General features: G+C 38.2%; 15 protein-coding genes. All 15 read right to left on the reverse strand.

The genetic code is table 11. The annotated features are described in order from the left end of the window. Positions 1-140: 140 nt before the first annotated feature. Entirely contained in the window at positions 141-1,037 is an 897-nt protein-coding gene (locus tag IGI52_RS04555; RefSeq protein WP_438780597.1) for a DMT family transporter, read from the reverse strand. A 321-nt stretch (positions 1,038-1,358) separates the two neighbouring features. Continuing rightward, positions 1,359-2,087, reverse strand: a complete 729-nt coding sequence (locus tag IGI52_RS04560) for a metallophosphoesterase family protein (protein WP_161169433.1) — start codon at positions 2,085-2,087, stop codon at positions 1,359-1,361. Positions 2,088-2,116: 29 nt separating this feature from the next. Beyond that, on the reverse strand, positions 2,117-2,488 hold the full coding sequence (locus IGI52_RS04565; protein ID WP_438780598.1) for a VOC family protein: 372 nt from the start codon (positions 2,486-2,488) through the stop codon (positions 2,117-2,119). A gap of 199 nt (positions 2,489-2,687) precedes the next feature. Continuing rightward, positions 2,688-4,079 carry an L-cystine transporter gene (locus IGI52_RS04570; protein WP_438780599.1) on the reverse strand — a complete coding sequence of 464 codons (1,392 nt, stop codon included), beginning with the start codon at positions 4,077-4,079 and terminating at the stop codon, positions 2,688-2,690. 269 nt (positions 4,080-4,348) lie between these two features. Next, entirely contained in the window at positions 4,349-4,732 is a 384-nt protein-coding gene (locus IGI52_RS04575; RefSeq protein WP_016179153.1) for a DUF1149 family protein, read from the reverse strand. Positions 4,733-4,798: 66 nt separating this feature from the next. After that, positions 4,799-5,422, reverse strand: coding sequence for an HAD-IA family hydrolase (locus tag IGI52_RS04580; protein WP_127979014.1), 624 nt, complete (start codon positions 5,420-5,422; stop codon positions 4,799-4,801). 30 nt (positions 5,423-5,452) lie between these two features. Continuing rightward, positions 5,453-6,121, reverse strand: coding sequence for a 2,3-bisphosphoglycerate-dependent phosphoglycerate mutase (locus IGI52_RS04585; protein WP_016179155.1), 669 nt, complete (start codon positions 6,119-6,121; stop codon positions 5,453-5,455). 50 nt (positions 6,122-6,171) lie between these two features. Continuing rightward, the gene (locus tag IGI52_RS04590) at positions 6,172-6,585 is read right to left on the reverse strand and encodes a hypothetical protein (protein WP_240128541.1); all 414 of its coding nucleotides are present in this window, start codon (positions 6,583-6,585) and stop codon (positions 6,172-6,174) included. A 23-nt stretch (positions 6,586-6,608) separates the two neighbouring features. Continuing rightward, on the reverse strand, positions 6,609-6,737 hold the full coding sequence (locus IGI52_RS04595) for a hypothetical protein (RefSeq protein ID WP_016179157.1): 129 nt from the start codon (positions 6,735-6,737) through the stop codon (positions 6,609-6,611). Between the two features lie 3 nt (positions 6,738-6,740). Further along, complete coding sequence (rlmD, locus tag IGI52_RS04600) at positions 6,741-8,105, reverse strand: 23S rRNA (uracil(1939)-C(5))-methyltransferase RlmD (RefSeq protein WP_438780600.1); 1,365 nt, start codon at positions 8,103-8,105, stop codon at positions 6,741-6,743. A gap of 160 nt (positions 8,106-8,265) precedes the next feature. Continuing rightward, on the reverse strand, positions 8,266-9,276 hold the full coding sequence (locus IGI52_RS04605) for a diacylglycerol kinase (protein ID WP_102871160.1): 1,011 nt from the start codon (positions 9,274-9,276) through the stop codon (positions 8,266-8,268). Positions 9,277-9,289: 13 nt separating this feature from the next. Continuing rightward, positions 9,290-10,720: an Asp-tRNA(Asn)/Glu-tRNA(Gln) amidotransferase subunit GatB gene (gene gatB / locus IGI52_RS04610; protein WP_438780601.1), complete on the reverse strand. Its 1,431-nt coding sequence runs from the start codon at positions 10,718-10,720 to the stop codon at positions 9,290-9,292. Continuing rightward, positions 10,720-12,189, reverse strand: a complete 1,470-nt coding sequence (gene gatA, locus IGI52_RS04615) for an Asp-tRNA(Asn)/Glu-tRNA(Gln) amidotransferase subunit GatA (RefSeq protein WP_172702145.1) — start codon at positions 12,187-12,189, stop codon at positions 10,720-10,722. The genes gatB and gatA overlap by 1 nt, the downstream gene beginning before the upstream one ends. Further along, positions 12,189-12,494, reverse strand: a complete 306-nt coding sequence (gatC, locus tag IGI52_RS04620) for an Asp-tRNA(Asn)/Glu-tRNA(Gln) amidotransferase subunit GatC (RefSeq protein WP_010744987.1) — start codon at positions 12,492-12,494, stop codon at positions 12,189-12,191. Before gatC ends, gatA begins: the two co-directional genes overlap by 1 nt. A gap of 195 nt (positions 12,495-12,689) precedes the next feature. After that, positions 12,690-14,708, reverse strand: coding sequence for an NAD-dependent DNA ligase LigA (gene ligA, locus IGI52_RS04625; RefSeq protein ID WP_438782226.1), 2,019 nt, complete (start codon positions 14,706-14,708; stop codon positions 12,690-12,692). Positions 14,709-14,721: the final 13 nt, after the last annotated feature.

The following is a 14,721-nucleotide window of genomic DNA, read 5'->3' on the forward strand; positions in this document are numbered from 1 at the left end:
TCAGCGTCAAGAAATATGAAGGGTTTTCTGAAAGTACTCCTCAAAATTCCGATTTATTTCTACAGACACTGCTTATACGTCGCCGTTTATTCGTAAATAGGAGCTGACCAAAATATCTAAAAAATTATGGATCAGCACTTTTAACTCTTTTTTTTTCTTTGCTGTATAAAATTGGGCAGCTCTGATAAAAGCAAACCTGTCAAAGTCAATAAAATTCCAATGAACGTTTTAAGCGTCAACCTCTCACCCAAAATCAAAACAGAAGCTATCGTAGTCAGCATTGGAATGGTGTAAATGTACACTGCTGCTCTTACTGCTCCAAGATTTTTGACCGAAAAATTCCAAGTTACAAAGCACAGAGCGGAAGCACCAATGCCTAAGAAAAGAAGATTACCCAAACTTTCCACTTGCAAAAAACGAGAAAAATCGAACTTATCCAGCGTAATAACTAGAACTGGCAGCATAAACAATAGACCATAGGAAAAAATCCGCTGTGTTGTAGCAATAGTTCCATAACCAAACTCGCTAATTTTTTTCACTATTAAAGAGTAGGAAGCCCAGCAAATTGTTGCCACCAAAGCCAAGCCATCACCAATCGGATTAACATTCAGTGTTCCTGAAAGACTGATCAATGAAATTCCAATCATTGAACAAATAAAGCCTAAAATAAAAACACGCGGGATCATTCCTTGCTTCAAAACAAAGCGGCTGATCAAGGCAGTCATAAAAGGACTAACCGAACCAATGATCCCGACATTCATTGCTAAAGTATAGGTCAGTGCGACGTTTTCTAAATAATAATATAAAAAAACACCAAATAAACCAGCAACTATGTAATACCGTTCCTCTCGCCAGCTCTTAAAGGGCAAAAATTTACGTGAGACTATTGTTAAAACAAGAAAACCAATAAGAAATCGCACGAAAAGAATTTCGATTGGTAAAAACAACTCAAGTAGCACCTTAGTAGAAATAAATGTCAACGCCCATATGACAACGGTAAAACTCGCGGATAAATGACCTTTTACAATATCTGACATAGTATAAAAGAATTTCCTTTCTCAATTTTTAACAATTATAAATAACAGAACCCTACAGCATAATCCTGCTTAGAACGATAGTAATCCTAAACTAATTAAGACTCTACTAAATCACTATGCCATTTTGTAAAGAATTGCGCAATGCAATTAACAAAAAAATGATACTGAGACCAGAAGGGGTTTTGAAATCAAAAAAAGCGAACGCTTCAAAACTTTTAAATTAGAAAGTTTTGAAGCGTTCAGCTTAAATAGTGAGATCTTCACTTTATTCTTCAATGATACAAAATAGTGACTTCAATAATTGTTGAATCTTTTTGAACGTTAAAAATCTGGTTGCCATGGTCCGTCCGTATTAGGGATTTCGTAATCATGAACAATGCCATTTTTATCAAAAACCACCCCGTGCAGAGTTCCGCCAAAGACTGCTCCACCATCAACTCCGATTTTTCCATCAGATTGCCAAAGGGCTGTCGTTTGCATATCTCCATATAGCATCGGTGTAATAGTATGACCAAATACAATTGTTTTTCCTGTATTGTTTTTACCTTCATGAAACGGTTCGCGAATCCACAAGAAATCTTGCAGGGAAGTTTCCTTCCAATCCTTTGTCAAGTCAACTCCAGCATGAACAAAGACATAATCGCCCCACTCATAATAGAATGGACGTTCCGCTAAAAAATTCAACATATCTTTGTACCGACTACGGATCATCATAGCAATCTCAGTCGGTGAATATTCATCTGTCGCGCCTTTATGTAACAAACTTTCAATCGTTTCTTTTCCACCATTATAAAGATAACTTGGAAACCAATCCTCTGGACTGTTCATAAACTCCAGAAAATATTGCTCATGGTTTCCCCTTAAATAGATTGCTTGGTATTTTTTTACAAGTTCCATTCCTAAAAGCCAACAGTCTTTACTTTTGGGACCTCGATCATTCAGATCTCCAATCAGGATCAACTGCTGTTCGTCCGGCTGAAAATTTTTTAAGATTGATCTGAACATATCGTATTCCCCGTGAACATCACCAATTACAAAAACCTGCTCCATCTTTGTTCGCCCCCTAACTGAAGAACGCTTTAATTACCTGATACTACAAAATAATTTCCATCCGCATCAACAAAATTGAATACAAACTCTTCGCCAATTTGGGCCAACTCTCCTAATTGAACATCCACCTTCTGCAATTTTTTGTACAATGCCATAACATCATCACTTCCAAAAATTAAAGCGGGAGATGGCTCAGCTGCTTCATCATCATTTTTTTCAATAAATTCTCGATCGTAGATTACCAGACGTGTCGTACTATTTTGACTCATCGCTACTTCTGCCACTTGAGAACCATCCAATTCTTCAAAACTAATCTCGACAAATCCTAAACTTTGCCAAAAATTACTAGCTTTACGTACATCATTTGCATATAAAATTACTTTTACCTGTTCGTTAAACAAAATATTCACTCCAAAAAATACGTATTCTAAATCTACATACACTCAATATATCAAAGAGTGGCCTCTAACGCTAATCCAATAAAAAAATATCTCTTGGTAGCCAATGTTCTGGTTTCATTGAAGCACTACGGTCATTTAGCTAGACTAACAAGTTGAGTGTAGCAAAAAAGACTTGGTCGCGCCAGCCAAGCCTTTCATATTAAGAATTTACTTCAATCGAAGCATTTTCATCATGTAGAATTTCACGGTCTAATTCATGGATGCGTTCACTAGTTACGACGCCAGCAACCATACTGCCACTAACATTAACCGCGGTACGAGCCATATCAATCATCGGCTCCACAGAGATTACTAAACCAACGATCGCCACTGGTAAGTTCATCGCACCTAAAACGATTAATGAAGCGAAAGTTGCTCCGCCTCCGACACCAGCTACGCCAAATGAACTAATAGTTACGATAGCAATTAGCATCACAATAAATTTCAAATCAAAAACATTTACACCAACTGTAGGTGCTACGATTGTCGCAAGCATTGCTGGATACACACCCGCACAGCCATTTTGACCAATCGAAATACCAAAGCTTCCAGCAAAATTAGCAGTAGCTTCATCTACACCTAATGCTTTGGTTTGTGTTTCAATATTCATCGGCAACGTTCCCGCACTTGAACGTGAAGTAAACGCGAAGCTCAATGCTGGGAAAGCCTTCTTAAAGAAGTTGATTGGGTTCACTTTTACACCTAACAGAATAATAGAATGAACCAATAAAACAACGATCAATGCACTATAAGAGGCTAAAATGAACTTACCTAAGTTAACAATTGCTTCAAAATCACTGGTTGCTAATACATTTGTCATCAAAGCAAAGACACCATATGGCGTTAAACGTAACACTAGCGTCACGATACGCATAACAACCTTATATAAGCTTTCAATCAAATTCGCAAAGAATTCCGCTTCTTTTGGTGCTTTTCGTCGAACACCTAAAAAGGCGATCCCTACAAAAGCCGCAAAAATTACCACACCAATTGTACTTGTTGGTCGTGTTCCCGCAAAATCAGCAAAGACATTGGTTGGGATGAAGGATAAAATCTGTTGCGGAATTGAAAAGTTTTGAACCATTGATTGACGATCCGCCAACTCTTTGATTCGAGCAGTTTCAGCCGCTCCCTTAGTAAACGTCGCACCATCTAAACCAAAGACCATGACAGCTAAAATCCCAATCAAAGCAGCGATTGCTGTCGTAGCTAACAATGTGACTAAAACATTGGCACTGATTTTTCCAAGCTTCTTGCTTGATTTCATTTTTGTAAAGGCACCAACGATTGAAATAAATACTAAAGGCATAACTAACATTTGTAATAATGAAATATAACCATTACCAACGATTCCAATCCATTCCATCGCTTGAGATATCACTTTGCTACCATTACCTAAAAGTAATTGCAAAACCCCGCCGAAAACAATTCCGGCACCTAATCCAGCAAAAACACGATTAGAAAATTTCACATGTCTTTTTTGCATTTGGTAGAAAGCCACAAGCAACGCAACGAATACTAGAATCACTAATACAGTGAACAGAGTTGTCATTGTATTCCTCCTTAAAATAACTTTCTATAATGACAAGTCTGTCAAAGGAAGTAAAGGTTCCCGGTATTTGTTCTTCAACAAAATACCCTAAAATATAGTTGCGCGATCCCTAAATTTTAGTGACCTTTAAATTATAACCCAGATAAAATAATCTGTCCTGAAATTTGCATAGTTTCAAAGAAATTTTCATAATCATATACAAAAGGAACTCTACCTTAAAAAATGACGACTAATTGGAAAATAAGTGTCAGTTTTAGGTAGGGTTCCTTTTAAATGGTATTAGATGAAAAATTAATTTTAACGCCTGGTTTATCTAACGCAATCTCAGTTATTTCATAAACCATACGTTCAATCAGTCTTAGTATTGGACGGATCATCTCATTGGCTTCCGCTTCAGTCAAATCATTTTGCTGTTTGACTTGACGACCAATCACGTGGATCACTTGAGAAAGAACTCCGCCAATGATAAATTCCTCAAATGGAAGAACAAATTCGATCCGCACCCCCATAATACTATTTTCAGGTGGATATCCAGGATCTGTTGCTTCCAGTGGACTGAAATTAATCAGCAATTTTTGTTTCACTACCTGATCTTTCGGAGGAAGTCCGTAGTTAAATGATTCTACGACCTCCTGATCGCGTTGTAACTTCATTTTACACCTCTCGCTCAAGTTGAAATAATGTTTTTAATAAACAGCTTACTCATTAATAGCCTTTTCCTAATTATAGCTTTCTACCCAGAAAATTTGTACCATTTCTTTTAAATTATTTATAGAATAAGTCGCCTTAACAACTTGGCTAAAATGATCCAAATCAAGAAAAACTGTTTGCACACCAGCATTATTTCCAGCTTCGATATCTAATTTGCGATCGCCAATCATCACAGTTTTTTCAGATTCTAATTGATAGTTATCAATAAAATAATAAATTGCACTTGGATCTGGTTTCCTTGGAAAATTCGAATCACTTCCAATGATATCAACGATAAGTGAATCTAACCCGTCTCTTTTTAGTAATTGCCAGGTTGAATCCACAGTGCGATGAGTCAAAATAAAATGTCTACCACCCATGTTTTGCAGTTTTTCCAACGTCTCCTTTGTCTCCTTAAAAGGAAAAGAGTTCCTATTTTTCTGAGCCTCATAACTATGATACTTTCGATCAAAATCTGGTACAGGTAAACGCCAATCCATAATCATTTGTCGGATTGATTCAGTTTTGATTTTCTGATAAACCTCTTTTTCATCTTTTTCGATCCCAAATTCTTTAAAAGTTTCCATCAATGCTTTTAACATGATTGGATACGTATCATATAATGTGCCATCAAAATCCCAAATATAATTCATGTCATGCCTTTCTAAGTTAATATCCTGTTTTTATAAAATTTCTTTTTGTATAATTTTCAATTGTGAGTTGAAAGTATAAATCATTGGCGTAGCATTAGGAATCTCAATTTGATCTACTTGATTAGTAGGAACATTTTCTAAAAACTGAACTAACGCACGCAAACTATTACCATGTCCGCAAACTAAAACAGTCTTCTCATCAAGTAAGTTCGGTGCAATCTGATCTTGCCACAAAGGAAGCACTCTCTGTGAAGTCATGTGTAGACTTTCTCCAGTCGGTATCAATCGTGGGTCCAAATGATTATATCGACGATCAAAATGATTGTCTTTGGCTAGTGGCGGGACTTCATCAAAGCCTCTTCGCCATTTTTTCACTTGTTGGGCACCGAAATGCTCCGCAATGATATCTTTATTTTTTCCCACTAATGCGCCATAGTGACGTTCGTTTAAGCGCCACGTCTTATATTCAGGAACAAAACTCGCTTCTGCTTCCTGCAAAATCATTTGAGCCGTTTTAATCGAACGTTTTAAAACTGATTCGAAAGCAACATCAATCAGTAATCCATGATTCTTAATCTTATTACCAGCTGTCTTGGCTTGCTCAATTCCTTTTTCAGTCAAATCTACATCCAGCCATCCAGTCCAATAGTTTTCAAAATTCGCTTCGCTTTCGCCATGTCGGACTAATACTAAATTCATCTTTTCACCTTCTCACTAAAAGAATAACAGAAAAAGCCTAGTTTTAAAAACTAGACCTTTTTTACAAACTGTGTATGACAATGCTTGCAGGTCACTTTGATTTTCCCACGACCTTTTGGTGCACGCATCTTTTGTTTACACTCTGGACATTTAAAATAACGATAAGTTCCATTTTTACCTTTGAGGAAATCTTTCATACGAGCAAGCCACTGAATAAATTTTTGATTTTCATTGCTTCGCGGATAAATCTTTTTCGAACAAAAACGATAAAGAACCAGCACGAAAGCAGCAATTGCAAGTATATTTCCAATGTAAAACGGAATCCAACGGTCAAAAATCATCATCACAGCCCATACAATGAGTAAGGCTTTATTGATTTGATCCAATCTACCATAACGTCCGCGCATTAAATACGCATATTTTTGATAAAATTTGGTCAATCGCTGCATCCAAATATTCCCCAATGATACTACCCCTTTCTATGATCCTACTTATTGAAAATTTTGGGTCCTTTACGCATATTTTTACGATCATTTTTAGGTGTTGCCATCTTTTTAGAACGACCGCCACCCTGTTTCTGTTTGATTAGCTCTAGCATTTTCTCTTTTTGATTCATTTTTTACACCGCCTTCACAAGGAGCGTTACTGATTCTACATGATATGTTTGTGGGAATAAATCTACTGGTTGAACTTTCACAGCATGGTAACCAAGGTCTTCATATCTTCTCAAATCTCTAGCTAACGTAGCTGGATTACAAGAAATATAAATAATTCTTTCAGGATTAACAGCAACGGATGCTTCAATAAATTTTTCATCCAACCCTTTTCGTGGTGGATCAACAAAAATCACAGAAGGCTCAATTCCTTCACGTGCCCAACGCGGCATAATCTTCTCAGCTTTACCAACTTCGTAATTAGCATTTTCAATCCCATTTTTCTTAGCATTTGCTTTCGCATCTTCGATAGCTCGTGGCACAATTTCTACACCATAAACATGCTTAACTTTTTCAGCTAAGGATAAACCGATTGTTCCGATTCCACAATAAGCATCAACTACAATGTCTTCAGCATTCAAATCAGCGAATTCAATCGCAGTTTGATATAACACCTCAGTTTGTTCTGTATTTACTTGATAGAATGATTGGGGAGAGATTTGATAAACCTTACCTAGCAAGGTGTCATTGATTGTCGATTTACCAAATAAGACCTTTTCCTCCCGACCCATGATCACATTAGTCTTTTCTGGATTGATATTCTGAATAACCGAAACAACTTCCGGTAATTCTGTTTTGATCACTTCAGCAATTTCGGTCCCCTTAAAGAAACGTTCCGTTCGAGTAACTAGTGTCACCATCATCTCATGGCTATAATGCCCTCGACGGATGACAATATGACGAATAAAACCTGTGTTTTCACGTTCATTATAAGCCTTTACGTTAAAACGTCTTAAGATATTTCGCACTGTAATAATCGCTTGGTCAATTTTGGGATCTTGGATGTAATAATCCTCAATCGGCAATAATACATGAGAATTTTTACGATAAAAACCCGTCATTAACTGATTATCGACTTTTTGTACCGGAATCTGTGCTTTATTTCGATAACCGATCGGGTTTTCCATTCCTAAAGTAGCGGCCACGCTCAGCTCTGGCAGTTTTGCGATTGTTTTTAGAACCTTTTCCACTTGTTGCTGTTTAAAACGTAATTGATAGCTATAAGTCATATGGCTTAAAGGTGCAATACCACTTCTTAATAAATCCTGATCCTTCACTTCTTGGCGTTCTGGATTTGCGTTAAATCGTTCGATCACTTTACCATACCCAAATTTTTTACCGACTTTAACCATTTTGACTGTCATTTCTTCCTCAGGTAAAGCATTTTCGATAAAAAGTGGATATCCGTCAATGTGAGCAACACCTAACCCTTCATGCGACAAGTCATCGATTGTAACGGTATATGTTTGATTTTTTTCTACTGTGGTCATGTTATTCTCCTTTAAGGCTGATTCACTTATTCTAATGAATTCTATTAGAAAAAGCAAGGTAACGCCTGCTATATCTCCCTTAAGACTTTTGTAAGAATGGAAGGATTTATTTACCGAAAAAAACAATCCCGCCAAACTGAAGCGAGATTGTTTTTTAAAATTATTCTTCTGTATCTTCGTCTTGAATCTTCTCGTATTCCTTAACGAGTTCGATCCCTGCTTCTCTTTTTTCATTATCAGGTCCTAAGATAGCCGCATCGTCAATCTCATCCGTGTTCGCATAAAACTCAATGTGCTGATGTAGATTTTCAAAGCGCATTGGTGCATCGCCACCGTATTCCCCATCCAAATTGATCATCATTTTTTTGTCAGTATCAATTAAGCTGGCATCTAGAAAACTGGTTTTCACGTACAAAACTTTTGAATCGTTCACGTGTTTACCACCATTCAATACTAACGTAATCAAGCGGACAATTTCAAAAAGATTTGCTGTTTTCACAACAATTAGTGAAAATTTCCCATCATCCAACTTTGCATCTGGCGCAATCGTTTCAAAACCGCCGATCGAATTCGTTAAGCCTAAGAAAAACATCGAAGCATTGCCTTCATATTCTCCGCCTTCATAAACCAGACGCATTTTAGTCGGTTTGATTCGCGGAAGCATTTCTGCACCTTTAGCCAAATACGCTAAATAACCAAAAATACTCTTCAATTCAGAAGGAACCTCATAGGTTAACTCGGTTAATGAACCGCCTGCTGCAATATTGATGAAGTAAGTATCCGCAGCTTTGCCGATATCCATTTTAACAGTTTGCTGCTTTTGAATAACCTCAGCAGCAGCCTTAACGTTGCTGCGAGGAATTTTTAGTGCTCGTGCATAGTCATTTGTTGTTCCAGCCGGGATAATTGCCATTTTAGGACGTTTTTTTAAGCCGGCAATCCCATTTACAACTTCATTAATGGTCCCGTCTCCTCCTGCTGCGACAACTAGCTCAAAACCAGCCTTTGCGGCACGGGTTGCTTCATTTTTAGCTGAATCAGGCTCGGGAGTCGTAGCAAAGGCACTTGCTTCATAACCTGCTTTTTCAATAGCATCTAAAATATCCGCCAAATTAGTGCGCATGATTTCTTTTCCAGATACTGGATTATAAATCAGTCGTGCTTTTCTCATGATCGAGCTCCCTCTAACGTTTCGCTAATTCCTCTTGAAGTAACTTGTTGACTACTCCTGGATTCGCTTTTCCTTTAGTTGCTTTCATAATTTGTCCAACTAAGAAACCAACGGCGCGATCTTTACCATTCTTAAAGTCTTCAACGGATTGTTCGTTATTATCAAGTACTTCATTGATCATTGGCAATAATTGTGCTGGATCAGAAAGCTGTACTAAACCTTTAGCTTCAACTACCTCTTTTGCATCTCCACCATTTTGGATTAATTCACGGAAAACTTTTTTGGCGATCTTAGAACTGATCGTACCATCTGCGATTAATGTAATCATACCAGCTAAATTATTCGGCGTTAATTTCGTATCCGCTAATTCTAGTTTTTCACTATTTAAGTATGCAGAAACCTCACCCATTAACCAGTTAGAGGCTTGTTTCGCATCCGCGCCTTCTTTCAAAGTATCTTCAAAGAAATCAGACATCTCACGACTCATAGTTAAGACCATTGAATCGTACTCTGGTAAATCTAGGTCATTTACATAGCGTTCACGACGAGCTGCTGGCATTTCAGGCAATGTTTCACGAACCTTTTCAATCCATGCGTCGTCGATTTCGAAACGCGGAATATCTGGTTCTGGGAAATAACGGTAGTCACTTGATCCTTCTTTCACACGCATCAAGATTGTCTTGTTCGTTCCTTCATCGTAACGTCGAGTTTCTTGCTGAATCGTTCCACCAGAAAGCAAAACTTTTGTTTGACGTTGTACTTCAAAGGTCAACCCTTTTTTGACAAAACTAATGGAGTTCAAGTTTTTCAATTCCGTTTTTGTACCAAATTCTTCTTGCCCATAAGGACGCAAAGAAATATTCGCATCGCAACGCATTGAACCTTCTTCCATCTTCACATCGCTGACGCCAGTAAATTGGATAATTGAGCGTAAGGCTTCCAAATAAGCATTGGCTTCTTCAGGCGAACGCATATCCGCTTCAGAAACAATCTCGATCAACGGTGTTCCTTGACGGTTTAAATCGACATAAGAGTAGCCGCCGATACCATGCATATTCTTACCAGCATCTTCTTCCAAGTGAACACGTTCAATGCGAATTTTTTTCTTTTTACCATTCACATCGATTTCGATCCAACCATCATGACCAATCGGCTCATCAAATTGCGAGATTTGATAAGCTTTTGGGTTGTCCGGATAGAAGTAGTTCTTTCTATCAAAATGCATATTCTTTGAGATTTCACAGTTTAAAGCCAATGCAGCTTTCATCCCAAATTCGATTGCTGCTTTATTCATGACTGGCAAAACACCAGGGTAACCCCAGTCAATAATATTGGTATTCGTATTTGCTTCTGCACCAAAGTGAGCGGGCGCAGGTGAAAAGATTTTAGAGTTTGTTTTTAATTCTACATGGACTTCTAGCCCAATGACTGTCTCTAAGTTCATTATTTGTCCCCCCCTAAAATCACTGGTTTTTGCTTATGGAAATCTGTTGCTTGTTCAAATGCATAAGCCGCTTTATACATAGTTGATTCGTCGAAATGTTTTCCGATGATTTGTAATCCAACCGGCAATCCTTCTGAGAAACCTGCAGGTACAGACATACCAGGTAGTCCAGCAAGGTTTACAGGAATTGTTAAGATATCATTTAGATACATTGTGATTGGATCATCGATATTTTCACCAATACCAAAGGCAACAGTTGGTGATGTTGGTCCAATGATTAAATCGTAATCAGCAAAGACTTTATCGAAGTCTTGTTTGATCAATGTCCGTACTTGCCCAGCCTTCTTAAAGTAAGCATCATAATAGCCCGCAGAAAGAGAGAATGTTCCTAACATGATCCGACGTTTTACTTCATCGCCGAAACCTTCCGTGCGAGTGTTTACGTACACATCCTCCAAGTTTTGGACATCTTCTGAACGGAACCCATAACGGATACCGTCAAAACGTTGCAGATTTGAGCTTGCTTCAGAGGAAGCGATGATATAGTACACTTCTACACCATATTTTGAATGTGGTAAGCTGACTTCTTCAACCGTTGCACCTAATGCTTTAAAGGTTTCGACCGCTTTCGTGATCGCCGCTTTAACGCCAGGTTCGATACCTTCAGCCATGAATTCTTTTGGTAAGGCAATCTTCATTCCCTTAACGTCACCTGTTAAGCCAGCAGCAAAATCAGGCACAGATACTCCAGCAGAAGTACCATCCTTTGGATCATAACCACTGATAGCATTCAGAGCCAAGGCATTGTCTTTAACCGTACGCGTAAATGGTCCGATTTGGTCTAACGAAGAAGCAAATGCGATTAATCCAAAACGAGATACGCGACCATAAGTCGGTTTCATACCAACGACACCATTGAATGCCGCCGGTTGGCGGATACTTCCGCCCGTATCGCTACCCAATGAAACAGGAACTTCGCCGGCAGCAACAGCTGCTGCAGAACCACCTGAAGATCCACCAGGAACCTTTGTTTGATCCCAAGCATTTTTTGTTTTCTTAAAGTAAGATGTTTCACTTGAGCTTCCCATAGCAAACTCGTCCATATTCAATTTTCCGACTGGAATCAAATCTGAACTGTAAACTTTTTCCATAACAGTTGCATCATAAATAGGATCAAAATTCGATAAAATTTTAGATGCGGCTGTTGTCAAAAGCCCTTTCGTTACAATGTTGTCTTTGATTCCGATTGGAATACCAGCCAATGCATTGTCATTGGTAATTCCTTTAATATCAATAGCTTTTGCCATTTCCATTGCTTTTTCTTCATTTAAAGTAATGAAAGCATCAATGTCCTTTTCTGTTTCTTTGATGCGAGCAAAGGTTTCACTTGTTAAATCAGTGGCTGTAATTTCTTTTGAAACTAACAGACTGTGTAATTCTTCAATTGATTTATCATATAATTTTTCCATTATGCACCAGCCTCTCCGTTGTCAATGATAGCCGGAACCTTGATGAATCCATCTTCGCTTTCCGGAACATTTTTCATTAACTCATCGCGTGACCAGCCTTCATCGGCTACGTCCTCACGCATAACATTGATTGTTTCTAATACATTGGAAGTAAATGGCACGCCTTCTGTATCAACTTCCCCAAGTTGTTCGACCATGTCGATTATTTTGCCTAATTGATCCGTAAAACCGGTCAATTCATCGTCTGAAAAAGAAAGCTTCGCAAGTTTCGCGACATGTTTTACTTGTTCTTCATTGATTGCCATAATATCCCTCTTTCATTTGTCAATTTTCAATCATTTTATCATATCTCTGTTAGAATTCACGGTTTTTTCTTGAAATTTTTTGAAAAATTGTTCAATTCAAAAAATTTGAAAATAGAGTCATTCTAATAGCTTTAACGTCTTTTTATAATACCTGTTCGTTAATCGAAACGTCAACAAGCTTCTAGACAAATTTGTCTAGTCTGTGTGACTTTCTTCGATTGCTTGAATCATTTGTTTTTCATTCCAAATTTCAATTCCTAAACTTTGTGCTTTGGTCAACTTGCTTCCGGCATCTTCACCAGCAACTACAATATCCGTTTTTTTAGAAACGCTGCCGGTAACCTTACCACCTAGATTTTGAATTTTTTCTTTTGCGTCTTCCCTTGTGTAATCGACAAGCTTGCCAGTCAGGACAATCGTTTTATCTTTAAAAGGCGATTCGATTTCTGCTAATTGACTCGCACGAATTCCTTTGTATTCAAGATTTACTCCTCTATCAGCTAATTCTTGCATTAATTCATGAACTTCTTCGTTTTCAAAGTAGGTCACCAGGCTGTCAGCAATCGTTTCGCCAATTGTATTCAGACTAACAATTTCCTCTTTGCTAGCCTTACTAATAGCTTCAAGATTGCCGAAATGCTCAGCTAATATTCCTGCTGCTTTCGCGCCAACATGACGAATCCCTAGTCCAAAGATCAAACGTTCAACAGAATTTTCCCGACTAGCATCAATCGCCTGCAAAATATTTTCAGCTGATTTATCCTTAATCTTGTCCAATGTCAGTAATTGCTCTTTTTCTAGCGAATAAAGATCCGCAACATCAGAAACCAACCCTTTATCGAACATTTGCGCTAATACACGTGGTCCCAGACCTTCAATATTCATAGCATTCCGGGAGACAAAATGACTCAAGCCTTCTTTAATTTGTGCTGGACATTTTGGATTGATACAGCGCAACGCAACCTCTTCATCTAAATGGACTAGTTCGCTTCCACAAATTGGACAATGTGTTGGTACTGGATAAGGTTCGCTGTTATTTGGACGTCTTTCTAAAATAACTTGCGCAACTTCTGGAATTATATCACCAGCTTTATAGACTAAAATTGTATCTTTCAAACGAATATCTTTTTTCTCAATGTAGTCACTATTATGCAAGCTTGCTCGTCCTACTGTTGTTCCAGCTAAACGCACTGGTTCCATGATTGCCGTTGGCGTCAATACACCCGTTCGTCCAATGGTCCAATCAATGTCTAATAGCGTTGTTTGCGCTTCTTCAGGCGGGAATTTATAGGCGGTTGCCCATCTTGGCGCCTTCACCGTAAAACCTAATTCATCTTGTAGAGTAAACTCATTCACCTTGATGACAATTCCATCAATTTCATATGATAATTGTTCTCTCATCTCATGAAATTTTTCAATATAATCCCAGACTTCGTCAATCGTTTCGCAGACCTGATGTTCAGGATTTGTTCGAAAGCCTAGCCGGGACATCTCATTTAGCGCATGATCCTGAGTAGTTGATTCTAACGGACCAAAATCTGCTAAAGTATATAAAAAAGTACTTAAATTTCGTTGGGCGGCGATACGAGTGTCTAGTTGGCGTAAGCTCCCTGCCGCTGCATTCCGAGGATTTGCAAAGACCTGTTTTCCATCTTCTTCTCGCTGCTGATTCAGTTTGATAAATGAAGCTTTCGGCATGTAACATTCTCCCCGAACTTCGATCGTCAACGGTTCCTTTAAGCGTAAGGGAATTGATTTGACCGTTTTCAGGTTTTCAGTAATATTCTCACCAACTGTTCCATCTCCGCGAGTTGCCCCTTGAACAAAGACTCCGTTCTCGTATTTTAATGAGATTGAAAGTCCATCAATTTTTAACTCCACACAATAGGAAACTGGATGTCCAATAGCTTTTTTGACTCGCTCGTCAAAGGCCATCAATTCTTCCTTACTAAAGACATCATTTAAACTATATAAAGGAATATCGTGAACGACTTTTTCAAAGCCTTCTAATACCTTTCCACCGACACGTTGAGTAGGCGACTCAGGTGTGATTAAATCAGGATATTCTGTTTCGAGCTCTACTAATTCTTGATATTTTTTATCGTAAACAAAATCCTCCACCGAAGGCTGATCTTTCACGTAGTATTCATACGCATATTGATTCAATTCGTCGCGAAGCTCTGCTGAACGCTTTTCCGCTGCTTGAAAAGTCATTGGTTCCAAGAAG

The organism is Enterococcus sp. DIV0187 (genome assembly GCF_051713785.1).
Lineage (GTDB): Bacteria > Bacillota > Bacilli > Lactobacillales > Enterococcaceae > Enterococcus_A > Enterococcus_A avium.